The sequence below is a fragment of the Streptomyces sp. NPDC017936 genome (genome assembly GCF_044328485.1).
GTDB lineage: Bacteria > Actinomycetota > Actinomycetes > Streptomycetales > Streptomycetaceae > Streptomyces.
In genome coordinates this window covers 167,901-191,637 of record NZ_JBIRHK010000004.1, presented here as the reverse complement: position 1 = coordinate 191,637, position 23,737 = coordinate 167,901, and the positions used below count along the sequence as shown (strand labels likewise).

The 23,737-nt window shown below is 71.8% G+C and carries 25 protein-coding genes and 1 pseudogene; 12 read left to right on the top strand and 14 right to left on the bottom strand.

Annotation, left to right across the window (positions count from 1 at the left end):
• Nucleotides 1–129: 129 nt before the first annotated feature.
• Together ACH4F6_RS10330 and ACH4F6_RS10325 are read right to left on the bottom strand one after the other, a co-directional pair.
• Nucleotides 130–387, bottom strand: a complete 258-nt coding sequence (locus tag ACH4F6_RS10330; RefSeq protein WP_040248489.1) for a WhiB family transcriptional regulator — start codon at nt 385–387, stop codon at nt 130–132.
• A 317-nt stretch (nt 388–704) separates the two neighbouring features.
• Nucleotides 705–1,673 carry a diacylglycerol/lipid kinase family protein gene (locus ACH4F6_RS10325; protein ID WP_397959497.1) on the bottom strand — a complete coding sequence of 323 codons (969 nt, stop codon included), beginning with the start codon at nt 1,671–1,673 and terminating at the stop codon, nt 705–707.
• A 159-nt stretch (nt 1,674–1,832) separates the two neighbouring features.
• Here ACH4F6_RS10325 and ACH4F6_RS10320 point away from each other — a divergent pair.
• Nucleotides 1,833–2,264, top strand: a pseudogene (locus ACH4F6_RS10320) (hypothetical protein); the annotation flags it as partial.
• Between the two features lie 364 nt (nt 2,265–2,628).
• On the opposite strand, the gene ACH4F6_RS10315 reads toward ACH4F6_RS10320, so the two are convergent.
• The 3 genes from ACH4F6_RS10315 to ACH4F6_RS10305 all read right to left on the bottom strand — a co-directional run bounded on the left by ACH4F6_RS10315 (nt 2,629) and on the right by ACH4F6_RS10305 (nt 4,674).
• On the bottom strand, nt 2,629–3,714 hold the full coding sequence (locus ACH4F6_RS10315; RefSeq protein WP_397959496.1) for an RNA polymerase sigma factor SigF: 1,086 nt from the start codon (nt 3,712–3,714) through the stop codon (nt 2,629–2,631).
• A 17-nt stretch (nt 3,715–3,731) separates the two neighbouring features.
• Entirely contained in the window at nt 3,732–4,145 is a 414-nt protein-coding gene (locus ACH4F6_RS10310; RefSeq protein WP_381164772.1) for an anti-sigma regulatory factor, read from the bottom strand.
• 268 nt (nt 4,146–4,413) lie between these two features.
• Nucleotides 4,414–4,674, bottom strand: coding sequence for a UBP-type zinc finger domain-containing protein (locus ACH4F6_RS10305; protein ID WP_397959494.1), 261 nt, complete (start codon nt 4,672–4,674; stop codon nt 4,414–4,416).
• Nucleotides 4,675–4,734: 60 nt separating this feature from the next.
• Between ACH4F6_RS10305 and ACH4F6_RS10300 the strand changes: the two genes are divergently transcribed.
• The gene (locus tag ACH4F6_RS10300) at nt 4,735–6,333 is read left to right on the top strand and encodes a Na+/H+ antiporter (protein WP_397959493.1); all 1,599 of its coding nucleotides are present in this window, start codon (nt 4,735–4,737) and stop codon (nt 6,331–6,333) included.
• On the opposite strand, the gene ACH4F6_RS10295 is transcribed toward ACH4F6_RS10300, so the two are convergent.
• Entirely contained in the window at nt 6,315–7,238 is a 924-nt protein-coding gene (locus ACH4F6_RS10295) for a 1-aminocyclopropane-1-carboxylate deaminase/D-cysteine desulfhydrase (RefSeq protein ID WP_397959492.1), read from the bottom strand. The two genes, ACH4F6_RS10300 and ACH4F6_RS10295, sit on opposite strands and share 19 nt — an antisense overlap.
• A 173-nt stretch (nt 7,239–7,411) precedes the next feature.
• Here ACH4F6_RS10295 and ACH4F6_RS10290 point away from each other — a divergent pair, with 173 nt between their 5' ends.
• The 4 genes from ACH4F6_RS10290 to ACH4F6_RS10275 all read left to right on the top strand — a co-directional run bounded on the left by ACH4F6_RS10290 (nt 7,412) and on the right by ACH4F6_RS10275 (nt 11,189).
• Nucleotides 7,412–8,818, top strand: a complete 1,407-nt coding sequence (locus tag ACH4F6_RS10290) for a family 2B encapsulin nanocompartment shell protein (protein WP_397959491.1) — start codon at nt 7,412–7,414, stop codon at nt 8,816–8,818.
• Between the two features lie 112 nt (nt 8,819–8,930).
• Nucleotides 8,931–10,052, top strand: a complete 1,122-nt coding sequence (locus ACH4F6_RS10285) for a family 2 encapsulin nanocompartment cargo protein polyprenyl transferase (protein WP_397959490.1) — start codon at nt 8,931–8,933, stop codon at nt 10,050–10,052.
• A 267-nt stretch (nt 10,053–10,319) separates the two neighbouring features.
• Nucleotides 10,320–10,907: a dihydrofolate reductase family protein gene (locus ACH4F6_RS10280; RefSeq protein WP_397959489.1), complete on the top strand. Its 588-nt coding sequence runs from the start codon at nt 10,320–10,322 to the stop codon at nt 10,905–10,907.
• Nucleotides 10,908–10,925: 18 nt separating this feature from the next.
• Entirely contained in the window at nt 10,926–11,189 is a 264-nt protein-coding gene (locus ACH4F6_RS10275) for a hypothetical protein (RefSeq protein ID WP_397959488.1), read from the top strand.
• Nucleotides 11,190–11,421: 232 nt separating this feature from the next.
• On the opposite strand, the gene ACH4F6_RS10270 is transcribed toward ACH4F6_RS10275, so the two are convergent.
• Together ACH4F6_RS10270 and sodN are read right to left on the bottom strand one after the other, a co-directional pair.
• Nucleotides 11,422–12,177 (bottom strand): VOC family protein, encoded by a 756-nt coding sequence (locus tag ACH4F6_RS10270; protein ID WP_397959487.1) that lies wholly within the window; start codon nt 12,175–12,177, stop codon nt 11,422–11,424.
• 208 nt (nt 12,178–12,385) lie between these two features.
• Nucleotides 12,386–12,781, bottom strand: coding sequence for a superoxide dismutase, Ni (gene sodN, locus ACH4F6_RS10265; RefSeq protein ID WP_397959486.1), 396 nt, complete (start codon nt 12,779–12,781; stop codon nt 12,386–12,388).
• A 146-nt stretch (nt 12,782–12,927) separates the two neighbouring features.
• On the opposite strand from sodN, the gene sodX reads away from it, so the two are divergent.
• On the top strand, nt 12,928–13,362 hold the full coding sequence (gene sodX, locus ACH4F6_RS10260) for a nickel-type superoxide dismutase maturation protease (protein WP_397959485.1): 435 nt from the start codon (nt 12,928–12,930) through the stop codon (nt 13,360–13,362).
• Here the strand turns inward: sodX and ACH4F6_RS10255 are convergent.
• Complete coding sequence (locus ACH4F6_RS10255) at nt 13,266–13,895, bottom strand: CGNR zinc finger domain-containing protein (protein WP_397959484.1); 630 nt, start codon at nt 13,893–13,895, stop codon at nt 13,266–13,268. The genes sodX and ACH4F6_RS10255 overlap by 97 nt on opposite strands.
• Nucleotides 13,896–13,996: 101 nt before the next feature.
• Between ACH4F6_RS10255 and ACH4F6_RS10250 the strand changes: the two genes are divergently transcribed.
• Entirely contained in the window at nt 13,997–14,755 is a 759-nt protein-coding gene (locus ACH4F6_RS10250) for a class I SAM-dependent methyltransferase (RefSeq protein WP_397959483.1), read from the top strand.
• A gap of 73 nt (nt 14,756–14,828) precedes the next feature.
• On the opposite strand, the gene ACH4F6_RS10245 is transcribed toward ACH4F6_RS10250, so the two are convergent.
• The 3 genes from ACH4F6_RS10245 to ACH4F6_RS10235 are packed head-to-tail and all read right to left on the bottom strand — an operon-like array spanning nt 14,829 to nt 17,546.
• Nucleotides 14,829–15,581 carry an amino acid ABC transporter ATP-binding protein gene (locus ACH4F6_RS10245; protein WP_397959836.1) on the bottom strand — a complete coding sequence of 251 codons (753 nt, stop codon included), beginning with the start codon at nt 15,579–15,581 and terminating at the stop codon, nt 14,829–14,831.
• A gap of 17 nt (nt 15,582–15,598) precedes the next feature.
• Nucleotides 15,599–16,537, bottom strand: a complete 939-nt coding sequence (locus ACH4F6_RS10240) for an amino acid ABC transporter permease (RefSeq protein WP_397959482.1) — start codon at nt 16,535–16,537, stop codon at nt 15,599–15,601.
• A gap of 40 nt (nt 16,538–16,577) precedes the next feature.
• Complete coding sequence (locus ACH4F6_RS10235) at nt 16,578–17,546, bottom strand: ABC transporter substrate-binding protein (RefSeq protein ID WP_397959481.1); 969 nt, start codon at nt 17,544–17,546, stop codon at nt 16,578–16,580.
• 614 nt (nt 17,547–18,160) lie between these two features.
• Here ACH4F6_RS10235 and ACH4F6_RS10230 point away from each other — a divergent pair.
• The 4 genes from ACH4F6_RS10230 (at nt 18,161) to ACH4F6_RS10215 (ending at nt 21,539) form a co-directional block, all read left to right on the top strand.
• Nucleotides 18,161–19,393, top strand: coding sequence for an NADP-dependent malic enzyme (locus tag ACH4F6_RS10230; RefSeq protein ID WP_397959480.1), 1,233 nt, complete (start codon nt 18,161–18,163; stop codon nt 19,391–19,393).
• A gap of 279 nt (nt 19,394–19,672) precedes the next feature.
• Complete coding sequence (locus tag ACH4F6_RS10225) at nt 19,673–20,638, top strand: zinc-binding dehydrogenase (protein WP_397959479.1); 966 nt, start codon at nt 19,673–19,675, stop codon at nt 20,636–20,638.
• A 128-nt stretch (nt 20,639–20,766) separates the two neighbouring features.
• The gene (locus tag ACH4F6_RS10220) at nt 20,767–20,976 is read left to right on the top strand and encodes a helix-turn-helix domain-containing protein (RefSeq protein ID WP_037674056.1); all 210 of its coding nucleotides are present in this window, start codon (nt 20,767–20,769) and stop codon (nt 20,974–20,976) included.
• A complete protein-coding gene (locus tag ACH4F6_RS10215; RefSeq protein WP_397959478.1) occupies nt 20,976–21,539 on the top strand; it encodes a Clp protease N-terminal domain-containing protein in 564 nt (187 codons plus the stop codon). The genes ACH4F6_RS10220 and ACH4F6_RS10215 overlap by 1 nt, the downstream gene beginning before the upstream one ends.
• Nucleotides 21,540–21,566: 27 nt before the next feature.
• On the opposite strand, the gene ACH4F6_RS10210 is transcribed toward ACH4F6_RS10215, so the two are convergent.
• Nucleotides 21,567–22,643: a helix-turn-helix transcriptional regulator gene (locus ACH4F6_RS10210; RefSeq protein ID WP_397959477.1), complete on the bottom strand. Its 1,077-nt coding sequence runs from the start codon at nt 22,641–22,643 to the stop codon at nt 21,567–21,569.
• A 1-nt stretch (nt 22,644) separates the two neighbouring features.
• Entirely contained in the window at nt 22,645–23,592 is a 948-nt protein-coding gene (locus ACH4F6_RS10205) for a DUF4097 family beta strand repeat-containing protein (protein ID WP_397959476.1), read from the bottom strand.
• Nucleotides 23,593–23,737: the final 145 nt, after the last annotated feature.

Genomic DNA, 23,737 nt, shown 5'->3' with positions numbered 1-23,737 from the left:
CGGGGCTCAACATGCTCGTTGCCAGCGATTGCTGCGCATCGGGGGTACTGCGCGCTGCGGCTCGGGGGCGGGAGTTGCGTACTCGCTGTACGCGCCGCCAAGCTCAGGCTGTATGCGGGGCGGGTGTTGTCAGGCGGAGGCCTGACGGGCCCGGTTGCGGGCGGCGCGGCGCTTCATGGCGCGGCGCTCGTCCTCGCTGAGACCACCCCAGACGCCGGAGTCCTGGCCGGACTCGAGCGCCCACTGCAGACACTGCTCGACAACGGGGCAGCGACGGCAGACGGCCTTGGCTTCCTCGATCTGCAGCAGCGCAGGACCGGTGTTGCCGATGGGGAAGAACAGCTCGGGGTCTTCCTCGCGGCAAACGGCGTTGTGACGCCAGTCCATGGCTGCTACCTCTCCTTGGTATTACGTGCAGGTGCTTGTGAATGTGAACGCTTTCACGAATCCCTCAACAAGGGAAGGGCCACCAGCCAGTTCCCTGGCGTGGTCCTGGTGTTTGAAGAGGGGTTCCGGTGATCAGTGGATGCCGATGGTGCGGGCGGTCCCGATCGCCACGTAGAGACTCGCAAACCTCAGCGGCGGATACAACCCCTTCCGGAAAGTTTTTTTTGATTCCTCGGTGTCGACTAGGTCACAGCCGTACTTCCATGGGGTGGATCCGCGCCTAAACGTTCGAGTGAAAGGACTTTGGCCTCTTCTGCTCACACAATCACACGCAGTGCACGGCGTACGCCTGTGAACGTCACGCTCGTACGCAGCCCCAGGTGGTCACCGTCCATCTGGAGGGGCAGGGGGACCTTCGAATGCAAGGTGAACCGGTCCAGGTCGTGCAGCGAGACGGCGTGCTTTCCGTAGGGTCCGCGCTCGGGGGACGAAGTGAGCAACTGGGTCCCATAGCGGACAACCGCGGCGGTGGAGAGACGGCTGAGACCCATGACGTCCAGCCCGGTATCGAACGAGGCCTTAGGTGACGCGTACACCGGGCGATTGCCCAGATAGGTCCACGGAGCCGTGTTGCAGATGATGGACAGCACCAAATCGGTCACGGGCTCCGCGCCCGCGCGCTCCAGGGTGATCGTCCCGTGCCGGCGCTGCGGCTCGCCGAGGAGCTGGCGCACCGCCTGGCGTATGTAGAGGGCGTGTGTGGATTTCCTGCCGCGTTCGCGCTGCTGCTCGACCCGGCCGACGACGCCCGCGTCGAAGCCGAGCCCGGCGTTGAAGGTGAACCAGCGCGAGGGCACCGCCTCGTCCTCCGTGCCCGGGGTGCCCGAGGTGAGGCCCAGCCCGACCGTGCGCTCCCTGCCCTCGCGCAGCGCGTCCAGCAGGGCGCCGGTCGCCTCCACGGGGTCGTTGGGCAGGCCGAGGGCGCGGGCGAAGACGTTGGTGGAGCCGCCGGGGACCACGGCGAGACCGGGCAGGTGCTCCGGAGCGGGCCCGGCGTGCAGCAGGCCGTTGACGACCTCGTTGATCGTGCCGTCGCCGCCGAGGGCGACGACCATGTCTATGTCGTCGCTCTGCGCCGCCTGCCGGCCGAGGTCGCGCGCGTGCCCGCGGTACTCGGTGGTGACCGCGTCGAGCTTCATCTCGCTCGCGAGTGCGTGGATGAGGACGTCACGCGTCCGTGCACTGGTAGTGGTTGCCGCCGGATTGACCACGAGAAGTGCACGCATGGAGGGCAGCGTACCTACTGGGGGGTACCGGATCCCAGGCCGAGCGGAGATCGGGGAGGAGATCGAGCCGTGAACCTCGCCACGACCGCGCGGTCCCCAGGGCCCGAACGCCCCGTGGGGGCCCGGGGACGCGGCCGGGGCGAGGGCTACCCTTCAGGGGTGAGCAGTGAGCAGACCCCCGCCGCCCCGGAAACCGCAGGCCCTCGCCCGCGCCGTCTGACGTACGCCGCCGGCCTCACCGCCCTGGAAGGGCTGGCGCTGCTGGTCGGCGGGGTGTGGATGCTCGTCCTCGGGGTGACCGGGGATCCCGACGACCGGCAGCAGGCCGTCACCGGTGCGGTGACGCTGGTGGTGCTCGCGCTGCTCCCGCTGCTCGCCGCCCGCGGACTGCTGGGCCGTCGCGGCTGGAGCCGGGGGCCGGCCGTCATCACGCAGATCCTGGCGCTGCCCGTCGCCTACAACCTGTTGCAGGCCGACAGCATGGCGATCCCGGCCGGCATCGCGCTCGCCGCGGTCGCCGTCGCGGCGCTGGTCCTGCTCGTCAACGGCGAGACGACCCGCGCCCTCGGGATCCGCGGGCCGGGCGGCGCCGAGCCCGGCGCCGGTACGACGGAGCGGGGCGCCCGCACGACGGAGCGCGACGGCCGGAAGGCGGGACCCGGCGCCGGGAAGACCGGGCCCGGCGCGCGGAAGCGTAAGTAAGGGCCGGCAGCGGCCGCTCCCCGGGAAACCGCCGCCACCCGGACACGAGCTCGGCTCGCCCCCGGGCCGGGGGACGTCCCGAGCAGACCCGAGCGGATCGGAAGCCCCCGACGGGGATCGGGAGCGCCTTCGGGCAGGATCGGGGAATGCCTCCGGGCAGGATCCGGGAGCGCCCCTGAGCGGAACCGGGCACACCCCGGGCGGGACCCGGGGTCGCCCCGGCCGGCGTCCGGGCCCGCCCCGGAGGCGGTCCTCACTCCTCCACGAGCAGCTTCTCCCGCAGCTGCGCCAGCGTCCGTGCCAGCAGGCGCGAGACGTGCATCTGCGAGATGCCGACCTCCTGCGCGATCTGCGACTGGGTCATGTTGCCGAAGAAACGCAGCAGCAGGATCCGCTTCTCGCGGGGCGGGAGGTCCTCCAGCAGCGGCTTGAGCGACTCGCGGTACTCGACGCCCTCCAGCGCCTCGTCCTCCGCGCCCAGGGTGTCCGCCACGGCCGGCGACTCGTCGTCGGTGTCGGGGACGTCCAGGGAGAGCGTCGAGTACGCGTTGGCGGACTCCAGGCCCTCCAGGACCTCCTCCTCGGAGATCGCCAGCTTCTCGGCGAGCTCGTGGACGGTGGGGGAGCGGCCGTGCAGCTGCGACAGCTCGGCGGTGGCCGTCGTCAGCGCGAGCCGCAGCTCCTGGAGCCGGCGCGGCACCCGCACCGCCCAGCCCTTGTCGCGGAAGTGCCGCTTGATCTCGCCGACGACCGTCGGGGTCGCGTAGGTGGAGAACTCCACCCCGCGGTCCGGATCGAAGCGGTCGACGGACTTGATCAGGCCGATGGTGGCGACCTGGGTGAGGTCGTCCAGCGGCTCGCCGCGGTTGCGGAAGCGGCGCGCGAGGTGCTCGACGAGCGGCAGGTGCATCCGGACCAGCTTGTTGCGCAGCTCCGCGTACTCGGGGCTGCCCTCCTTCAGCGTGCGCAGCTCGACGAACATCGCCCGTGCCCCGCTGCGGTCCTGCGGCTCACGGTACTGGGGCTCGTGCCGGGTGCCCGGCACGCCCGGTTCGTCGTCTCGCTCGTGCTCGCTCATCGTCCCGCCCGTCGCCCTGTGTCGAGCCTTCGCCTCGGCCCGGCCGGGGGTTCCCCCGATCCGCCTCTCCCGAGGCGAGTCCTGCACGGCACCGTCCGCGAGACCCACCGCCACGGAGGCCGAGTCGTCCTCCGGATGCGGCCGGGCCTGCTCGGGGATGCCGTCGATGCCGTCCGCCGTGCGCGGGAAACCGTCCGCGGAGACCCGGTTCCCGGCGTCCTCGGCCGGCAGCTCCCGTGTGCCGCGCTCTTCGTCCCGCACCGGCCCGTCCCCGTTCTTCACGCCGGCCCGGGTCCCGCGCCGCGCTGTTTGTAAAGGCTGATCGAAACGGTTTTGTCCTCGTCCACGGCGGAGGAGACCTTGCCCGCGAGGGCGGACAGCACGGTCCAGGCGAAGGTGTCCCGCGAGGGCGCGTGGCCGTCCGTGGTGGGCGCCGAGACGGTGACCTCCAGCGAGTCGTCGACCAGACGGAAGACGCAGCTGAGCACCGAGCCGGGCACGGCCTGCTGGAGCAGGATCGCGCAGGCCTCGTCCACCGCGATGCGCAGGTCCTCGATCTCGTCCAGGGTGAAGTCCAAACGGGCCGCGAGGCCGGCCGTGGCCGTCCGCAGCACCGACAGGTAGGCACCCGCAGCCGGCAGCCGGACTTCCACGAAGTCCTGGGTCGCGGGCTCGCCTGCGTTCTGGGACACCCTCACCTCCAAGGTGGTACAAGCTGTTCGGGGCCGAGGGTCGCCCCCCGGGGTAACGCGTGTGTGGTGCAGCGGTGACGCTATCGCGCTCTCACGTCTCCTGTCCCGGGACCCCGACCCCTTGGCGTCACTCACAGTAAAGCTGTGAACACGCTCCGTGTCTAGGGGTCTGCGAGCACCGAAGGGAAGAGGGCGCGCCGGGTTGACGTACCCAGGCGTCAGATGCTCGAACCGTACCCGCTGGACGGGCCGACCGTCTCGGACCGGCTCACACGAGCACGTGGTCGACGAAGCACCAGCGCCAGTCCTCGCCGGGCTCGAAGGTCCGCATGACCGGATGACCGGAGTCCTTGTGGTGTTCTGTCGCGTGCCGGCCCGGCGACGAGTCGCAGCAACCGACGTGGCCGCACGTCAGGCACAGCCGCAACTGCACCGGGTGGTCGCCGTCCCGCAGACACTCCACACAGGTTTCGCTGAGCGGTTCCGGATCGGGGTGCGGCAGCGCGTCGGCGTGCGTGCACTGTTTCATGATTGCCAGGTTACGACGGGCGCGCGGACGTCCGCGCGGAAAAAAGAGGGTGGGCGGGACATGGACGTGATGCCACTGCTGTTGCTGGTGGCGGGCAGTGCGGCGATCGCCGCGGCGGCCCGGCGCACACCGGTGCCCGCCCCGCTGCTCCTGGTCGCCGCCGGCCTCGCCGTGTCGTACGTCCCCGGCGTCCCCGACTACACCCTCGACCCCGACGTCGTGCTCCCGCTCCTGCTGCCCCCGCTGCTGTACACCTCGGCCACCGACAGCTCCTACCTCGACCTGCGCGCCCAGGCCCGGCCGGTGGCGCTGCTGTCGGTCGGCTACGTGCTCTTCGCGACCGTCGTGGTCGGCTGGGCCGCCTACCTGCTCGTCCCCGGCCTGCCGCTGGCCGCGGCACTGGTGCTGGGGGCGGTCGTGGCGCCGCCGGACGCGGTCGCGGCGACGGCGGTGGCCCGCCGGCTCGGACTGCCGTCCAGGATCACGACGATCCTCCAGGGCGAGTCCCTCCTGAACGACGCCACCGCGATCACCGCCTACAAGGTGGCCGTCGCGATCGTGGTCGGGGAGGGCGCCTCCTGGGCGGGCGGGATCGAGGAGTTCCTGGTCGCGGCCTTCGGCGGCACCGCGGTCGGCCTGATCCTGATGGCCCCGCTGCACTGGCTGCGCACCCACCTGAAGGAGCCCCTGCTCCAGAACACGCTCTCCCTGCTGATCCCGTTCGTCGCCTACGCGGCCGCCGAGCAGTTCCACGCCTCCGGTGTCATCGCCGTGGTCGTCGTCGCCCTCTACCTCGGCCACCGCGCGTGGGAGGTCGACTTCGCCACCCGCCTCCAGGAGGAGGCCGTGTGGAAGATGGTCGCCTTCGTCCTGGAGTCGGCGGTCTTCGCCCTGATCGGCCTGCAGCTGCCGGTCGTCCTGAAGGGCCTCGGCGCCTACCGGGGCCTGGACGCCGCCTGGTACGCCGTCGCCCTCTTCCTCGTGGTGGTCGCCTGCCGCTTCCTGTGGGTGTACCCGGCGACCTTCCTGCCGCGGCTGCTGTCGAGACGCATCCGCGAGCGCGAGGAGAACCCGACCTGGCGGGGACCGATCGTCATCGCGTGGGCCGGCATGCGGGGCGTGGTCTCGCTCGCCATCGCCTTCTCCGTCCCGATCACCGCCGACCACGGCGACGAACCCTTCCCGCACCGCAACCTCATCCTCTTCCTGACCTTCACCACGGTCATCGGCACCCTGGTCGTGCAGGGCCTGACCCTGCCCCCGCTGATCCGGCTGCTGAAGTTCCCCGAACCCTCCCCGCAGAGCGCGACGCTCGCCGAGGCCAACGCACAGGCGCAGGCCTCCCGGGCCGCCGAGGAACGCCTGGACGCCCTCCTCTCCGACGAGCGCAACGCCCTGCCCGCGCCCCTCGCCGACCGTCTCCGCACCGTCCTGGAGCGCCGCCGCAACGCCGTCTGGGAGCGCCTCGGCCAGGTCAACCCGGTCACCGGGGAGACCGTCGACGACACCTACCGCCGCCTGTCCCGCGAGATGATCAGCGCCGAACGCGAGGTCTTCGTCCGCCTCCGCGACGGCCGCTACATCGACGACGAGATGCTCCGCACGCTCCTGCGCCGGCTGGACCTGGAGGAGGCGGCGGCCTACCGGGAGGCCGGGTAGGGCGTCCCTCGGCCCTCGAACGGCGCCCCCGTCACCACCGCCGCCAGGCGGGTGCCGCGCGGGAAGGCGCCCTCCTGGGCCAGGGTGACGAGTCCGTACAGCGCCTTGGCGACGTAGAGGCGCTCCACCGGCAGTCCGTGGCGCCGCGCGAAGTCCTCGGCGAAGGCGTCGAGGGCGTGGGTGGTGCGGGCGTAACCGCCGAAGTGGAAGCGCTCGTCGAGCCGCCAGTCGCCCCGGGGACCGCCGAAGGCCTCCGTCTGCAGCGCCCGTATCCCGTCGCCCAGGAAGCCGCCCCTGAGGACCGGGATGCCCAGGGCCCGCTGCCCGGGAGCGAGGCCGGCGGCGAGTCCGGCGAGGGTGCCTCCCGTGCCGCAGGCCAGGGCGACGACGTCGGCGTGGCCGCGCAGTTCCTCGCCGAGCGCCCTGCAGCCGCGGACGGCCGCCGCGTTGCTCCCGCCCTCGGGGACGACGTGCGCGTCCGGCGCGCCGGCCGCGCGCAGGACGGCCGCGAGCGTGTCCGGGTCGGTCTTGCGGCGGTAGGTCGGGCGGTCGACGAAGTGCAGCCGCATCCCGTCCGCCGCGCAGCGGGCCAGGGACGGGTTCAGCGGCCGGTCCGCGAGCTCGTCGCCGCGCACCACCCCGACGGTGGTCAGGCCCAGCAGACGGCCGGCGGCGGCCGTGGCCCGCAGGTGGTTGGAGTAGGCGCCGCCGAAGGTGACGATCGGCCGGCCGTCCGCCGACCGCAGGTTCGGCACGAGCTTGCGCCACTTGTTGCCGACCAGCTCCGGGTGGATCAGGTCGTCCCGCTTGAGCAGCAGCCGTACGCCGTGCCGGGCGAACCGGTCGTCGGACACCTCCTGGAGGGGGGACGGAAGCCGGGGGCGCAGGGCGGCGGTGTCGGTCACCCGGCCATTGTCGAACACCGTTCGGCACGAAGGTCCGGTCTGCCCCCTCCGTCGTTGATCCATTCCCGCTCTTTCGTGTAATGGTACGAGCACGCTGAGTGAGGAAGGCTTGACCGTGAAGCGAGTGCACCGACGCAGTACGGCGTCAGTGCAGACCGGGAGGGCATTTCTCTATGTCGGTAGGCGATGAGGTCCGCACCTCGCAGGACAAGCCGCAGCAGAGTCTCGGTACGGCGGCCGCGCGGAACCTGGCCACCACGACCAAGTCCGCACCGCAGATGCAGGAGATCAGCTCCCGCTGGCTGCTGCGGACGCTGCCCTGGGTGGACGTGCAGGGCGGCACGTACCGCGTCAACCGGCGCCTGACGTACGCGGTCGGCGACGGCCGGATCACGTTCGTCAAGACCGGAGAGCGCGTCGAGGTCATCCCCGCCGAACTGGGCGAACTGCCCCCGCTGCGCTCGTACGAGGACGAGGAGGTCCTCGCGGAGCTGGCCGCGCGCTGCCGGCAGCGCGAGTTCGCGCCGGGCCAGGTCATCGCGTCCTTCGGCAGCCAGACCGACGAGGTCTACCTGCTGGCGCACGGCCGGGTCGAGAAGGTCGGCACCGGCCCCTACGGCGACGACCAGGTCCTCGGGGTCCTCGCCGACGGCGCCTACTTCGGCGACCAGGCGCTGCTCGACGGCGACTGCATCTGGGAGTACACCGCGCGCGCCCACACCGCCAGCACGGTCCTGGTCCTGTCCCGCCGGGACTTCGAGCAGGTCGCGGAGCGCTCGGACTCCCTGCGCGAGCACGTCCGGCGGCAGCGCGCGATCCCGCACCAGCGCACCAACAAGTACGGGGAGAAGGCCGTCGACCTCGCCGCGGGGCACGCGGGCGAGCCCGACATCCCGCACACCTTCGTCGACTACGACGCCCGGCCGCGCGAGTACGAACTGAGCATCGCCCAGACCGTGCTGCGGATCCACACGCGGGTGGCCGACCTGTACAACCAGCCGATGAACCAGACCGAGCAGCAGTTGCGGCTCACCGTCGAGGCGTTGAAGGAGCGCCAGGAGCACGAGCTGGTCAACAACCGGGAGTTCGGTCTGCTCCACAACTGCGAGTACGACCAGCGCATCCAGCCGCACGACGGCGTCCCCGGACCCGACGACCTGGACGAACTGCTCAGCAGGCGGCGCGGCACCAAGATGCTGCTCGCCCACCCCCGCGCGATCTCCGCCATCGGCCGTGAGCTGAACAAGCGCGGGCTCGTCCCCGAGACGATCGACATCGGCGGCAACCGGATCCCGACCTGGCGCGGAGTGCCGATCTATCCGTGCAACAAGATCCCGGTCACCGAGGCCCGGACCAGCTCGATCATCGCGATGCGTCTCGGCGAACAGGACCAGGGCGTCATCGGCCTGCGCCAGTGCGGCATCCCGGACGAGATCGAGCCGAGCCTGTCCGTACGGTTCATGGGCATCAACGAACAGGCCATCATCCAGTACCTGGTCACGGCCTACTACTCGGCTGCCGTGCTGGTGCCGGACGCGCTGGGCGTGCTGGAGAACGTCGAGATCGGCCGCTGGCGGTGACCTCCCTCCCGCGCACGCCGTGTCCCCGCCCGTCGGGGCGGGTACACCCGGGGCGTGCGCGCCGGGGGGCAGTGCCGCCGCCACCGTCCGCGGACCCTGCGAGAGGGACTCGATGACCGACTTCGTGACGGAGACCAGGCCCCACTCGGGCGAGACGCGTGGACGGCGAGGGCGCGTCGGACGCCAGGGCGACGGGAGGACGGCGGCGTCCGACGGGCAGGAGGCGACGGCGATCCTGGAGGACGCCCGGGCGTCGGTCGACCCCGCGCTGCGCGCCGCCCTCGACTCGCTGCCCGGCCCGATGCGCCGGGTCGCGCTCTACCACTTCGGCTGGGAGCAGGCGGACGGCACGCCGGCCGCGGGCAACGCCGGCAAGGCGATCCGGCCCGCGCTCGTGCTCGCCGGGGCCACCGCCCTCGGCGGTCCGGCGGCCCGCGCCGCCGCCGTACGGGCCGCCACGGCGGTGGAACTGGTCCACAACTTCACGCTGTTGCACGACGACGTGATGGACCGGGACACCACCCGCCGGCACCGCCCCACCGCCTGGACCGTGTTCGGCGACGCCGACGCGATCCTCGCCGGGGACGCCCTCCAGGCGCTGGCCCTCGGGCTGCTGGCGGAGGACCCGCACCCGGCGTCCGCGGCGGCGGCCGCCCGCCTCGCGGCCTGCGTGGTCGAGCTCTGCGCCGGACAGCAGACGGACACGGCCCTGGAGAAGCGGGGCCCCGCCGAGGTCACCCTCGACGAGGTGCTCGTCATGGCCGAGGCCAAGACGGGCGCGCTGCTCGGCTGCGCCTGCGCCCTGGGCGCGCTGTACGCCGGGGCGCCCGAGGAGGACGTCGAGGCGCTGGACGCGTTCGGGCGGGCGGCCGGGCTCGCCTTCCAGCTCATCGACGACGTGATCGGCATATGGGGCGACCCGCGGCACACCGGCAAGCCGGCCGGCGCGGACCTGGCCGCCCGCAAGAAGTCCCTGCCGGTGGTCGCCGCGCTCACCTCCGGCACCCCGGCCGCCGCGGAGCTGGCCGAGCTGTACGCGCTGCCGTACGACGCGGGGGACCTGGAGCGCACGACGCTCGCCGTCGAGCGGGCCGGCGGGCGGGCGTGGGCGCAGGAACAGGCGGCCGACCACATGGCCCGGGCGATGTCCGAACTGGCCAGGGCGGTTCCCGACCCCGAGGAGGCGGGCGGCCTGCTGTCCCTGGCGGAGTTCGTCACGCGGCGCACCACGTGAGCGCTCGCTGAGGACCCCGGGATCCCCGGACCGCGCGGCTCCTGACCCCGCACGGTCACCGGGGGTCCCGGTCCGGCGGGTCCCGCGCACACCCCACGGTGTGCGGGACCCGCCTCGGCGCGTCCGCGGCACGGCGCCGGAGAAGCGGAACTCTCTCTCCCACTTGCCCCCGCCCCCGGGAAAAGCGGGAAAACATCTTGCAACCACTACAAGTGAAGTACTACAACTTGAGTGGTTCAGGGACCGGCCGAGGGAAGAGAGACCCGCTTGCGCAAGCTCACGTACTACGTCGCCTGCTCCATCGACGGCTTCATCGGCGACCCCGACGGCGACGCCTCCTCGATGTTCGCCTTCCTGGACGAGGAGTTCACCGGCTTCCTCGCCTCGGACTACCCCGAGACCATCGCCGCCCCGGCGCGCGAGCCGATGGGAATCAAGGACGCGGAGCACCGGCACTTCGACACCGTCGTCCAGGGCCGCGGCAGCTACCGGCTCGCCCTCGACGCGGGCGTCACCAGCCCGTACGCCCATCTGCGCGAGTTCGTCGCCTCCCGCACCCTCGGGGCCTCGCCCGACCCGAACGTCGAGGTGATCGACGGCGACCTCGTCGGCCGGATCCGCGAGCTGAAGGCGGAGGAGGGCGAGCTCGGCATCTGGCTGTGCGGCGGTTCGCAGGTCGCGGGCGAACTCCTCGACGAGATCGACGAACTCGTCATCAAGACCTACCCGCAGGTCTACGGCTCGGGCATGCCGATGTTCGGCGGCACCGGCTTCTCGGTGTCCGACTTCGCACTGGAGTCGGTGCGCACCTTCGGCAACGGAGTGCTGGTCCGCGTCTACGCGCGCAAGCGCTGACCGGCCTACCCTGGTGACATGGACAGGGAACACCACGTTTGTCCCACCTGCGGCCAGCCCGTAGACACCGTCGTCCGGCGCCACAAGACGCTGGGAGCCTGGGTACCGCGCTGGGTCGCGGGCCCCTGCCACAACCCCGAGTGCGGGGCGTACACCGAGCCCGGCGTCGAGCAGCACGGCCACTCCGGGCAGCACGGGCATCCGGAGCGGCACGGGCACGCGGAGCCGGACCGCCCGGACCCGGCCGAAGAGGCCGGATCCCCTACGGCTCCGGCCTCCTGACCCGCGGCCGGGGGCCGGCGTCGCCCCGAACGGCCGAACGGGAGGGACGGATGTGCCCGAGGCGGCAAGGCGTCGCCACCGGACAGGGCGACGGGCCCCGGTCGTGTGACGACGGCCGACGATCCCGCGTGCCCTCCGGACGGGACGGTCGCGGCGGACGAGGGAGGGCGGGGCGAGGCGGCCGCGAACGCCGGGGCCGTTCAGCGCCCGTACGCGGGGGCCCGACCGGTCGTCACCGGCCGGCCGCGGCCCGCGGCGCGCCCGTCTCCGGGTCGCGTCCGGTCAGGCAGTACAGGCCGCCCGCCGGATCGCGCAGCACCGTCCAGTGGGGGTGGGCGGCGACGAGGGTGGCGCCGAGCCGCTCGTGCCGGGCGCGGACGGCGTCGACGTCCGGGCCGCAGGCCAGGTCGAGGTGGGCGGAGAGGGGGCGTTCCTCGTCCAGCCGCTGGAGCAGCACGCGGATCGGCAGTCCGGGCGGCGGCGCGACCGAGTGGAACTCGGGCAGTGCGCCCGGCCGGGACGTCCACTCGGGCAACAGCCCGCTCCAGAAGGCGACTTCCGCCCCGTACGCGGACGGCGGCACGTCCAGGCAGACCTGGTCCAGGCGGCTGCCGGCGACCACGGGCGGCCGTACGGACTCGCCGTTCCAGGGGACCGCGCAGAACAGCTGCCCGGCGGGGGAGCGCAGGACGGTCCAGTCGGCGTGCGGGGCGACCGTCCGCGCCCCGAGCTCCAGCGCGGCCCGCACGAACCCGGGCACGTCCTCGACGCCGAAGTCCAGGTGCGCTCCGCCCGCGCCCTCGGCGACCCCCTGGGCCTTCACGCACGCGTCGGCGCCCTGCGGCAGCAGCGTGACGAACTCGCCCTTGTCGCCCCGTGGTGCGGACAGGCGGGTGTCCGTGACGGCGGTCCAGAAGGCGCAGGCCCGCTCGAAGCGGTCGGCGGGCCGGTCGATGAAGGCGTGCGTCCAGCGGATGCGGTGGGTCATGGGGTGATCGTAGGCGGGACCGCGCGGCGGCCTCCGCCGTTCCGCACCCGCACCCGCACCCGCACCCGCGGCCCGGCCCCGGCGCAGGGGCCGGAACGCGGAGAACCGCACCCGGTCCGTCGTCGCCGTGGGCGGCGGGCGGCGTACCGGGTGCGGTCGGGGAGACCGTGCAACAAGGCGGTTGCCGGTCCGAGGGCATGATCGAGGATCAGGCCTTCTTGGTCTCCCAGAAGATCTTGTCGATCTCGGCGATCAGCTCCAGGGCCTTCTCACCGGTCTTGGGGTCCGTCGAGGCCTTGGCGGCCGACAGGGCCTTCAGGGTGTCGTTCACCAGCTGGTGCAGCTGCGGGTACTTCTCGAAGTGCGGGGCCTTGAAATAGTCGCTCCACAGCACGGAGACGTGGTGCTTCGCGAGCTCGGCACGCTGCTCCTTGATGATCGCGGCGCGCGTCTGGAAGTGCGGGTCGTCGTTGGCGGCCATCTTCTCCTGCACGGCCTTCACCGACTCCGCCTCGATGCGGGCCTGGGCCGGGTCGTACACGCCGCAGGGCAGGTCGCAGTGCGCGCTGACCTTGACCTTGGGGGCAAACAGGCGGGAAAGCATGGAGCATTCCTTCCTCGTGATCGTCTTCTCAGGTGGGACATTACTCCCTGCGAGAGGGGTTTTCGCGAGTGCCCCCATGGGCTTAGGACAAAAGTCGGGGGCCAGACTGGGACTGGTGGAGGAACGGACCAGGGGAGGTGCCGGCGATGCCGGAGCTGTCGCAGGAGCCCGAGCGGGGGAGGGCGGCCGCGCCCTTCGGACTGGCCGAGGTGACCGGCCCGTCCATGGTGCCCACGCTGCACCACGGGGACCGGCTGGTGGTGCGGTACGGCGCCCGGGTCAGGCCCGGTGACGTCGTCGTGCTGCGGCACCCCTTCCAGCAGGACCTGCTCGTCGTCAAGCGGGCCGTGGAGCGCCGTGAGGGCGGCTGGTGGGTGCTGGGGGACAACGCGTACGCCGGCGGTGACAGCACCGACTACGGGACCGTGCCCGACGACCTGATCCTCGGCGCGGTCCGGTTCCGCTACCGGCCGCCCGAGCGGGATCAGCGCTCGCCGCTGGCCGTGCTGCGCTGGGCGCTGTCGGCGGCCAGGCCGGTGCTGGCCGACCGGTCGGCCTCCAGGCGTTTGCGGGCGCGGTAGGCGGCGACGTTGGCGCGGGTGGCGCAGCGGTCGGAGCAGTAGCGCCGGGAGCGGTTGGTGGAGGTGTCCAGGTAGGCGTTGCGGCACGGCGACGCCTCGCACAGGCCCAGGCGGTCCACGCCGTACTCCGTCAGGTGGAAGGCCAGGCCCATGGCGGCGATGGCCGCGTAGCCCGCGGTCGCGTTCGACGGGTGGTCGGCCAGGTGCATGTGCCACAGGGGGCGGCCGTCGTCGTCGCGGAAGTCGTGGCCGGAGATCTGCGGGCTGACCGGGAACTCCAGCAGCAGGGAGTTCAGCAGGTCCACGGCGAGCGTCTCGTCGCCGCCGTCGGCCGCCTCGAAGACCGCGCGCAGCCGGGCCCGGACCGAGCGGAACCGGGTGACGTCCGCGTCGGTGGCGCGGCGGGCCGCCGACTGGTTCACGCCGAACAGGTCGCGGACGGCCTCGACCGAGGTCAGCGTGTCCTTGCCCCGGGCCGGCTGCTCACTGTTGACGAGGCGTACGGCGTAGTCCGAGTAATAGGCCAGTTCCACTTGTAGTCCTTACGGAGGGGCTCTATGGTCGTGGGTGCGGTCGGGTAACAGCTGATCGTGCTTTCAGGGTATTACGCGCGCCCGCTGAGGAGGGGGATCCCATGACCACGACCACGGGAACCGACTGGCAGGCCTGGCAGGACAGCTGGGACCGGCAGCAGGAGTGGTACATGCCCGACCGGGAGGACCGCTTCCGCATCATGCTCGACATGGTCGAGGCCCTCGTCGGCACCGCGCCGCGCGTCCTCGACCTCGCCTGCGGCACCGGCAGCATCACCGCCCGGCTGCTGCGCCGGTTCCCCGCGGCCACCAGCACCGGCGTGGACCTCGACCCGGCCCTCCTCGCCATCGCCGAGGGCACCTTCGCCGACGACGACCGCGTCACCCTGGTGACCGCCGACCTCAAGGACCCGGACTGGCCGGCGGGGCTGCCGTACGACTCCTACGACGCCGTGCTGACCGCCACGGCCCTGCACTGGCTGCACAGCGAACCCCTCGCGGCCCTCTACGGTCAGGTCGCGGGACTCGTCCGCGACGGCGGTGTCTTCATGAACGCGGACCACATGATCGACGAGAGCACGCCCCGGATCAACGCGGCCGAGCGCGCCCTGCGGCACGCCCGCATGGACCGGGCCAAGGCGGCCGGCGCCGTCGACTGGGCCGAGTGGTGGCGGCTGGCCGCCGCCGACCCGGCCCTCGCCGGGCCCACCGCCCGCCGCTTCGAGATCTACGGCGAGCACGCCGACGGCGACACGCCCTCGGCGGCCTGGCACGCGCGCGAGCTGCTCGCGCGGGGCTTCGGCGAGGCCCGGCCGGTGTGGTGCTCGCCGTCGGACGCGCTGCTGCTCGCGCTGAAGTGACCCCGGACGCCGGCCGGCACGCGGAGAGGGGCGGTACGGAGTCTCCGTACCGCCCCTCTCCGCGTGCCGCGGGTTACAGCACCTTGGACAGGAAGGCCTGCGTCCGCTCGTGCTGCGGATCGGTCAGGACGTCGCGCGGGTTGCCGGACTCGACGACCACACCGCCGTCCATGAAGACCAGGCTGTCGCCGACCTCGCGGGCGAAGCCCATCTCGTGGGTGACGACGACCATCGTCATGCCGGACTCGGCCAGGTCGCGCATGACGTCGAGGACGTCGCCGACCAGCTCCGGGTCGAGCGCCGAGGTCGGCTCGTCGAACAGCATCAGCTTCGGGTCCATGGCCAGGGCCCGGGCGATGGCCACGCGCTGCTGCTGGCCGCCGGAGAGCTGCGAGGGGTAGTTCCCGGCCTTGTCGGCGAGGCCCACGCGCTCCAGGAGCTGCATCGCGCGCTCCTTGGTCCGGGCCTTGTTGGCGCCCTTGACCTGGACCGGCGCCTCCATGACGTTCTCCACCGCCGTCATGTGCGGGAAGAGGTTGAACCGCTGGAACACCATGCCGATGTCCCGGCGCTGGAGGGCGACCTCGCTGTCCTTCAGCTCGTACAGCTTGTCGCCCTTCTGGCGGTAGCCGACCAGCTCGCCGTCGACGTACAGCCGGCCGGCGTTGATCTTCTCCAGGTGGTTGATGCAGCGCAGGAAGGTCGACTTGCCGGAGCCGGACGGACCGATGAGGCAGAACACCTCGCCGGCCTTCACCTCCAGGTCGATGCCCTTGAGGACCTCGACCGCGCCGAAGGACTTGTGGACGCCCTCGGCCTTCACCATGGCGTGGGGAGACTGCGTCATGCCGTGACTCCCTTCGTGCGGCGCGCGGGCAGGACGGCGGCCTTGAAGCGCTGGAGCGGCGTCGGCGGCAGGGTGCGGCTCGCGCCGCGCGCGTAGTACCGCTCGACGTAGTACTGCCCGACGCTCAGGATCGAGGTCATGATCAGGTACCAGGCGGCCGCGAGGAAGTACATCTCGACCGTGGAGCCCGCGTTCTGACCGATGTCCTGCGCTTCCTTGAACAGATCGTAGAACTGGACCGCCGAGACGAGCGAGGTCGTCTTCAGCATGTTGATGACCTCGTTGCCCGTGGGCGGCACGATCACGCGCATCGCCTGCGGGATGACGATCCGGCGGAGCGTCCTGGTGTGGCTCATGCCCAGGGCGTGCGCCGCCTCGGTCTGTCCCTCGTCGACCGAGAGCAGGCCGGCGCGGCAGATCTCGGCCATGTACGCGGCCTCGTTGAGGCCCAGGCCGAGCAGCGCCGTCAGCAGCGGCGTCATGAAGGACGACCAGTAGTCCTTGTAGATCGGACCCAGGTTGATGTACTCGAAGACCAGGCCGAGGTTGAACCAGACGAAGAGCTGGACCAGGACCGGCGTGCCCCGGAAGAACCAGATGTAGAACCAGGCGATCGACGAGGTCACGGGGTTCTTCGACAGCCGCATCACGGCGAGCAGGATGCCGCCGGCGATGCCGATCACCATGGACAGCACGGTGAGCAGCAGGGTGTTCCAGACGCCGTCGAGGATGCGGTCGTCGAAGAAGTAGTCGGGGATCGCGCCCCAGTTGATCTTGCCTTGCGCGAAGGCGTAGACGACCGCGCCCAGCAGCGCGATGGCGACGATCGCGGACACGTAGCGCCCCGGGTGCCGGACCGGGATGGCCTTGATGGCCTCCGGCCCGGCGGGGGGCGTCGCGTCGGGACCGTCCGTCTTGTGGACGTCAACAGTCACGAGTGGTGCCTTTCAGAGCCGAGTCGACGGGGGCCGGTTCTCAGGAACCGCCGTTGACCTTGGCCTCGGTGATCGCGCCGTCCGCGACACCCCACTTCTCGACGATCTTCTTGTACTCGCCGTTGGCGATGATCGCCTGGACCGCCGCCTGGAGCGCGTCGCGCAGCTGCGTGTTGTCCTTGGCGACGGCGATGCCGTACGGGCCCGCCTCGACCTGGTCGCCGACGATCTCGAAGTACTTGCCGCCGCCGGCGTTCTTCACGGAGTAGGCCGCGATCGGGAAGTCGGCGGAGACGACGTCCGCGCCCTTGGAGCGCATGCGGGTCTCGGCCTCGGGGTTGGTGGCGAAGTCCTCGATCTTGAGGGCTCCCTTGCCGTCCTTCGTACACTTCGCCGCCTGCTCCTTGGCGAGGTCGTGCGAGAAGGTGTTGCGCTGCACCGCCATGGTCTTGCCGCACAGGTCGTCCCAGGTCTTGATGCCCTGGTTGTCGCCCTTGTTGGTGTAGAGCGAGACGCCGGCGGTGAAGTAGTCGACGAAGTCGACGCCCGAACCGACCTTCTTGCCGGTGTCGGCGTCGATGCCCTCCTGGCGGTCCTTGGTGTCGGTCATGGCCGACATGGCGATGTCGTAGCGCTTGGACGCCAGACCGCCGATGAGCGTGTCGAACGTCGCGTTCTGGAACTCGAACTTCACACCGAGCTGCTTGCCCAGCGCCTCGGCGATGTCGGGGTCGATGCCCACCGTCTTGCCGGAGCTGTCCTTGAACTCGACCGGCGCGTACGCGATGTCCGAACCGACCCGGATGACGCCCTTGTCGGCGATCGCCTCGGGCAGCTTGTCGGCCAGGGGAGCAGTGCTGGTCGAGGCGCTGTCGCTGTTCCCGGAGCCGCCGTCCTTCGTCTGGTCACCACAAGCGGTGAGCAGCAGGGCGCCCGCGACCGCGAGGGAACCGACCGCGGCTAGCCGGGTGCGAGCGGCGGTGGTACGGCGGATGGAGCGTGCGGTCATGGTGAGTGCCTCCGGCGGATGGATGGAGATGCCGATGGGTCGACGAGAACACACACCTTCGGGTGTCGCGACCTCGTGTGATGACCGCATCTTGCCATTCGGACGACGCCATTCAGGGGGGCTGTCATGTCAAAATCGGATAACGGGCGACCCCCGAACCGCACCAGTCCGGTACATCACGACCGGAGGCTGCCGCACCATCTGCGGGAATCCGTCCTTCCGGCCGTAAGATCTTCGGTTCGTCTCGCGATGCGGTCGGTCGTGACGCGGTCCGTACGCCGACTTGAGCCCGTGTCAAGAGTTCGGCCGGGACGCGTCCGCCCGTCGCGCATGAGTCATGTCACTGGGATATGACTGCGCCGGGGGCGAACGCGCGGGCTGTGGGGATTCCGCAAACCGCGGCGTGTGACCTTGCACGGATTGGACTCGTCGTCGGTGGTGTCCGTCCGGTATGAAGGTTCTTTACACCCCTCATCCGGGGCTCAGGGCGCGTGTGCGGCGCGCCCGACGCGCAGGTGCCCGTACGGGACACCACTGGGTCCTGCGCGGTGCCCGCCCACTTCTCACCAGGAGTGGCCACCCTCAAACCATGAACACCTAAGGGGTAAGACACAGTGGCAGCGGAGATCGTCAATCCTCGCAGCGAGAGCGAAGCGGACCGAACGGGCCAGGAGGGCGGTGCGGAGCCCCTCGACCCGTTCGACCCGGTGTTCGCGTTGCACCGGGGCGGAAAGATGGCCGTGCAGGCCACCGTCCCGGTCCGTGACAAGGACGACCTGTCCCTCGCCTACACTCCCGGCGTCGCGCGCGTGTGCACCGCGATCGCGGAACAGCCGGAGCTGGTGAACGACTACACCTGGAAGTCGTCCGTCGTGGCCGTCGTCACCGACGGCACGGCGGTCCTCGGGCTCGGGGACATCGGGCCGGAGGCGTCCCTTCCGGTGATGGAAGGCAAAGCGATCCTGTTCAAGCAGTTCGGCGGTGTGGACGCGGTCCCGATCGCGCTCGCCTGCACGGACGTGGACGAGATCGTCGAGACCGTGGTGCGCCTCGCGCCCTCGTTCGGCGGAGTCAACCTGGAGGACATCTCGGCACCCCGGTGCTTCGAGATCGAGCGCCGGCTCCAGGAGGCGCTGGACATCCCGGTCTTCCACGACGACCAGCACGGCACGGCGGTCGTGACGCTGGCGGCGCTGCGGAACGCGGCGCGGCTGAGCGGGCGCGCCGTCGGCGACCTGCGGGCCGTCATCTCGGGCGCCGGCGCGGCCGGTGTCGCCATCGCCAAGATGCTGGTCGAGGCCGGTATCGGGGACGTCGCGGTCACCGACCGCAAGGGCATCGTCTCGGCGGACCGGGAGGACCTGACCGACGTCAAGCGCGAGCTGGCCGGGTTCACCAACAAGGCGGGGCTCACCGGCTCGCTGGAGGACGCGCTGGCCGGTGCCGACGTCTTCATCGGCGTCTCCGGCGGCACGGTCCCGGAGGAGGCGGTGGCCTCGATGGCGCAGGGCGCGTTCGTCTTCGCCATGGCCAACCCGAATCCCGAGGTGCACCCGGACGTCGCCCACAAGTACGCGGCGGTCGTCGCGACCGGGCGGTCGGACTTCCCGAACCAGATCAACAACGTGCTGGCGTTCCCGGGGATCTTCGCGGGCGCCCTGCAGGTGCGGGCGTCCCGGATCACCGAGGGCATGAAGATCGCGGCGGCCGAGGCGCTGGCCGGGGTCGTCGGCGACGACCTCGCCGCGGACTACGTCATCCCGTCGCCCTTCGACGAGCGGGTGGCTCCCGCGGTCACGGCGGCCGTGGCGGCGGCGGCCCGGGCCGAGGGGGTCGCGCGTCGCTGACGTGCGGCTTCCGGGTGGCCCCGTCCGACCGGACGGGGCCATTCCTTTCGCCCCCGTCGGTCCGTCCGGACGGGACGGGGCGGGTCACCGGTTCCAGGGCATCCGCCCGCCGCCCCCCCGGAGCGGCCCGGACGGACTCCGGCCCCGGCGGCCGGGGCCGGCCGGCACGTCCGCGGAGTGCCCGGTCGGCGCGTCGTACGGGATGCGCGTTGGCAAGAGGGCATGTCTCACAGCGCCGTCCGGTTTCGTCAGCCGTCCACGGAACCTATCGTCGGCTTCATGTTCGCCGCCTACGCCGCTCGAATCGACCGTGACCAGCCGCTCTCCGGACTGGAGTTGGGGGAGCGTCCGGCCCCCGGGGCCCGTCCCGGATGGAGCACCGTCACCGTTCGCGCCGCCTCCCTCAACCACCACGACCTCTGGTCGCTGCGGGGCGTGGGCCTCGCAGAGGACAAACTGCCGATGATCCTCGGGTGTGACGCCGCCGGCGTCGACGAGGACGGCAACGAGGTCGTCCTGCACTCCGTGATCGGGCAGAGCGGGCACGGGGTCGGACCCGACGAGCCCCGTTCCATCCTGACCGAGCGCTACCAGGGCACCTTCGCCGAGCAGGTCGCCGTGCCGACCTGGAACATCCTGCCCAAGCCGAAGGAGCTGTCCTTCGAGGAGGCCGCCTGCCTGCCCACCGCCTGGCTGACGGCCTACCGCATGCTCTTCACCAACGCCGGCGTACGGCCGGGCGACTCCGTCCTCGTCCAGGGCGCCGGCGGCGGGGTCGCCACGGCCGCGATCGTCCTCGGGAAGGCCGCCGGACTGCGGGTCTTCGCGACCAGCCGGGACGAGGCCAAGCGGAAGCGGGCGCTGGAGCTCGGCGCCGTCGAGGCGGTGGAGCCGGGGGCGCGGCTGCCGCAGCGGGTGGACGCCGTGATCGAGACCGTGGGCGCGGCCACCTGGTCCCACTCCGTGAAGTCCCTGCGGCCCGGAGGCACGCTCGTCATCTCCGGCGCCACCAGCGGCGACCGTCCTTCGCACGCCGAGCTGACGCGGATCTTCTTCCTCGAGCTCAAGGTGGTCGGTTCCACCATGGGCACCAAGGACGAGCTGGAGGACCTGCTCGCCTTCTGCGCCACCACCGGCGTCCGCCCCGTCATCGACGAGGTGCTTCCCCTCGACCGGGCGCGTGAGGGCTTCGAGCGCCTCGCGTCCGGTGACCAGTTCGGCAAGATCGTCCTCACGCACTCCTGACGGGCGTCGGCGCGGTCGCCGTCACCCCTTCGGCGGGTCCGGATGTCCGGACCCGCCTTTCGCATGCCGGCACCGCCGTCTGTCAACCAGGGTTGACGCCCGCCCGGGTGTCAACGTACGTTGACGTCATGACCGAAGCAACGGATCTCGCCGAACGCGCAGGCGACCGCGATCCACGGGTCGGACTGCGCGCCGTCGCCGCCCTGCGCCGGCTGCTGGAGCAGCTGGAGGCGGTGCAGGTGCGCAGCGCGCGCCATCAGGGCTGGTCGTGGCAGGAGATCGCCGCGGAACTGGGAGTCAGCAGGCAGGCCGTGCACAAGAAGTACGGGAGGCAGTGATGTTCGAACGGTTCACGAAGGACGCCCGCGCCGTGGTGCGCGAAGCCGTCGAGCGGTGCCGGAGCGAGGGGGTGCGGACCGTGGGGCCCGAACATCTGCTGCTCGCGCTGCTGGACCGGGAGGCGAGCCGCGGGTCCTTCGCGCTGACCGCCCTCGGCCTCCCGGCGGAGCGCAGGGAGCCGGTACGGCAGGCGCTGGGCGAGGTGCGCCGGCGCGCGGGCCTGTCCCGGGCCGACACCGACGCCCTCGCCGGCCTCGGCATCGACGTCTCGGAGATCGTCTCGCGGGTCGAGGAGGTGCACGGCGTCGGGGCGATGTCCGGCGACCGGAGTGGCCGGACGGGCCGCCCCGGCTTCGGGCGCGACGCCAAGGACGTTTTCGAGAAGTCCCTGCGCATCGTCCTGGCCCACCGCGACCGGCACATCGGCGACGAGCACCTCCTCCTCGCCCTGACCACTCGCCCCGGCCCGCCCGCCGAGGTCCTCGCCGACCACGGCGTCACCCACGCCGCGCTGACCCGCGTGCTGTACGGCGGGGGAGAGGCCGAGGCCGAGGCGGGCTGAGCGGCCCCCTTCTCAGGCCTTGGGCTCTCAGGCCTTGGGCGCGCGCAGTATCGCCCCGATGTGCGCCGCCGCCGTCGACAGGTGCCGGCGTGCCTCGCGGAGCTGGCCGCCGGTGACGCCGTGGTCGCGCGCCGCGTCGCGGATGTCGTCGCGGAAGCGGTCCAGCAGGCGGTCCAGGTCGCGGGCCGGGTCGCCGCTGGTGTCCTCGTGGGCCCAGGACGGCTCGTAGCCGGCGGGGAAGTCCTCCGGGGTCCGGGAGTACACGGGCCCCTCGGCCGCCGCGGCGCCTTCCGTGCCGCGGCTGCCGTCGCCGGTGCCGCGGCCGAAACCGAAGTCCTTGCCGAACTCCTTCCCGAAGTCCTTCCCGAACTCGCCGAACTCCTTGGCCAGTTCGGTCAGGCCCTCCCGTACGCCCGTCGGCCAGTCGCCGCGGGCGAAGTGGTCCTGGACCTGCTCCTGGACGCGTCGCGCTATGCGCTGCACCTCCTCCTGGGCCTGGGCGCGGGCCCGGTCCTGGGCCTCCTTCGCCTGGCGCCGGGCCCGCTGGGCCTCCTCGCGGGCCCGGCGGCTCTCGTCCTTGGCCCGGCGCGCCTGTTCCTTCCACTCCTGCTTGACGCGGCGCATCTCCTCCTTGGCGGCGCGCCAGGACTCCTTGTCGCCGTACTCCCCGGACTCGCCGTACTCCCCGGACTCGCCGACGCCCGGCCGGGGGCCCTGGCGCGCCTGGGAGGCCGCCGCCCGCATCTCGCGGCGCAGGTCGCCCGCGGCGCCGCGTACGTCGGCCCGGATCTCGGCGGCCAGTTCCGCGACGGACTCGCGGATCTCCAGCTCCAGGTCGGCCAGCTCGCCGCTGCGGCCGGCCAGCTCGGCGCGGCCGGCGTCGGTGATGGCGTACACCTTGCGGCCGCCCTCGGTGGTGTGGGTGACCAGGCCCTCGGCCTCCAGCTTGGCCAGGCGCGGGTAGACGGTGCCCGCGGAGGGCGCGTACAGCCCCTGGAAGCGCTCCTCCAGGAGACGGATCACCTCGTAGCCGTGGCGCGGGGCCTCGTCCAGGAGCTTCAGCAGGTAGAGGCGGAGGCGGCCGTGGGCGAAGACGGGGGGCATGTCAGAGCACCTTCTTGTCGGTCGTGCTGTCGGCCGCGTCGCCGGACGAGGTCGCGTCGGCCGGGCCGGAAGAGGAATTCTCCCCCGGCGTGGCGGAGGCGCCGTCGGCCGCGGTGGCGGCTTCCGGCTCCCACGGCTCGTCCTCGGCCGGCGGGCGGCGCAGCAGGGCGATCGAACCGGAGACCGTCGTCGCCTTCAGGCTGCCGTTGCCCGCGCCGAGCCGGCCGGTGATGCGCTTGGCGCCCCACTGGCCGCTGACCCTGAGGTCCTCGAAGGCGTTCGAGACGGAGCCGCTCGCGGTGTTGGCCTCCACCTCCGCGTCCGCCGGGTGTGGCAGCCGGATCGCTATCTCGCCGGAGACGCTGGTCAGGCTGATGGTGGTGGGACGGCTCGTCGGATCGAGGTCGACGATCATCGATCCGCTCACCGAGTCGGCCTTCACGGAGGAGCCGGCCTCGACGACGGTCAGGTCCCCGGAGACGGAGTGGAACCGCAGGTCGCCGCCGAGGGCCTGGGCCTCCAGGCTCCCCGAGACCGTGTCCGCGCGCACCGGGCCCGTGAGCCGCACCAGGGTCGTGTCCCCGGAGACGCCCCTCACCTCGGTGTGCCCGTCGATGCCCGAGACGACCGCCCCGGCGCTCACCGCGCCCACCTCCACGCGGGTCCGTGCCGGAACGGCGAGGGAGACGACGGCACTGCGCCGCCACTCCTTGCGGTCGAGCCACTTGAGGAAGCCCTTCCAGGGCAGGTCCTCGTACGCCACCGTCAGCACCCCCTCCCGATGGGTCACCACCAGGGGTGGTCCCTCGATGTGGGACACCTCGAGACGGGCGGCGGGCTCGTCGGTCCCCACCACGTTCACCGTGCCGGCGACGACGCGCACGTGCAGTTCGCTCACCGGCTCGTCGAAAGTGAGCTTGCTCGGCTCCGCGACGGACCACTCGGACATGGTGCAGACCTCCTCGACGACACGACACGCACTATCGCGACTACTGTCATTCACGATATATCGCGGTTGCGGGAAGTCAAGACACCTCTTCCGGTGACCGTCCCGGACCGGAGGCGACGCGTCACCCGAACGCGCCCGCCGCGCC

Coding starts and splice junctions, on each gene's coding strand:
- ACH4F6_RS10330 (WP_040248489.1), bottom strand. CDS start 387: ATGGACTGGCGTCACAACGCCGTTTGCCGCGAGGAAGACCCCGAGCTG.
- ACH4F6_RS10325 (WP_397959497.1), bottom strand. CDS start 1,673: ATGCGTGCACTTCTCGTGGTCAATCCGGCGGCAACCACTACCAGTGCA.
- ACH4F6_RS10305 (WP_397959494.1), bottom strand. CDS start 4,674: ATGAAACAGTGCACGCACGCCGACGCGCTGCCGCACCCCGATCCGGAA.
- ACH4F6_RS10300 (WP_397959493.1), top strand. CDS start 4,735: ATGGACGTGATGCCACTGCTGTTGCTGGTGGCGGGCAGTGCGGCGATC.
- ACH4F6_RS10290 (WP_397959491.1), top strand. CDS start 7,412: ATGTCGGTAGGCGATGAGGTCCGCACCTCGCAGGACAAGCCGCAGCAG.
- ACH4F6_RS10285 (WP_397959490.1), top strand. CDS start 8,931: ATGACCGACTTCGTGACGGAGACCAGGCCCCACTCGGGCGAGACGCGT.
- ACH4F6_RS10275 (WP_397959488.1), top strand. CDS start 10,926: ATGGACAGGGAACACCACGTTTGTCCCACCTGCGGCCAGCCCGTAGAC.
- ACH4F6_RS10270 (WP_397959487.1), bottom strand. CDS start 12,177: ATGACCCACCGCATCCGCTGGACGCACGCCTTCATCGACCGGCCCGCC.
- sodN (WP_397959486.1), bottom strand. CDS start 12,781: ATGCTTTCCCGCCTGTTTGCCCCCAAGGTCAAGGTCAGCGCGCACTGC.
- sodX (WP_397959485.1), top strand. CDS start 12,928: ATGCCGGAGCTGTCGCAGGAGCCCGAGCGGGGGAGGGCGGCCGCGCCC.
- ACH4F6_RS10250 (WP_397959483.1), top strand. CDS start 13,997: ATGACCACGACCACGGGAACCGACTGGCAGGCCTGGCAGGACAGCTGG.
- ACH4F6_RS10245 (WP_397959836.1), bottom strand. CDS start 15,581: ATGGTGAAGGCCGAGGGCGTCCACAAGTCCTTCGGCGCGGTCGAGGTC.
- ACH4F6_RS10235 (WP_397959481.1), bottom strand. CDS start 17,546: ATGACCGCACGCTCCATCCGCCGTACCACCGCCGCTCGCACCCGGCTA.
- ACH4F6_RS10225 (WP_397959479.1), top strand. CDS start 19,673: ATGTTCGCCGCCTACGCCGCTCGAATCGACCGTGACCAGCCGCTCTCC.
- ACH4F6_RS10220 (WP_037674056.1), top strand. CDS start 20,767: ATGACCGAAGCAACGGATCTCGCCGAACGCGCAGGCGACCGCGATCCA.
- ACH4F6_RS10215 (WP_397959478.1), top strand. CDS start 20,976: ATGTTCGAACGGTTCACGAAGGACGCCCGCGCCGTGGTGCGCGAAGCC.
- ACH4F6_RS10210 (WP_397959477.1), bottom strand. CDS start 22,643: ATGCCCCCCGTCTTCGCCCACGGCCGCCTCCGCCTCTACCTGCTGAAG.
- ACH4F6_RS10205 (WP_397959476.1), bottom strand. CDS start 23,592: ATGTCCGAGTGGTCCGTCGCGGAGCCGAGCAAGCTCACTTTCGACGAG.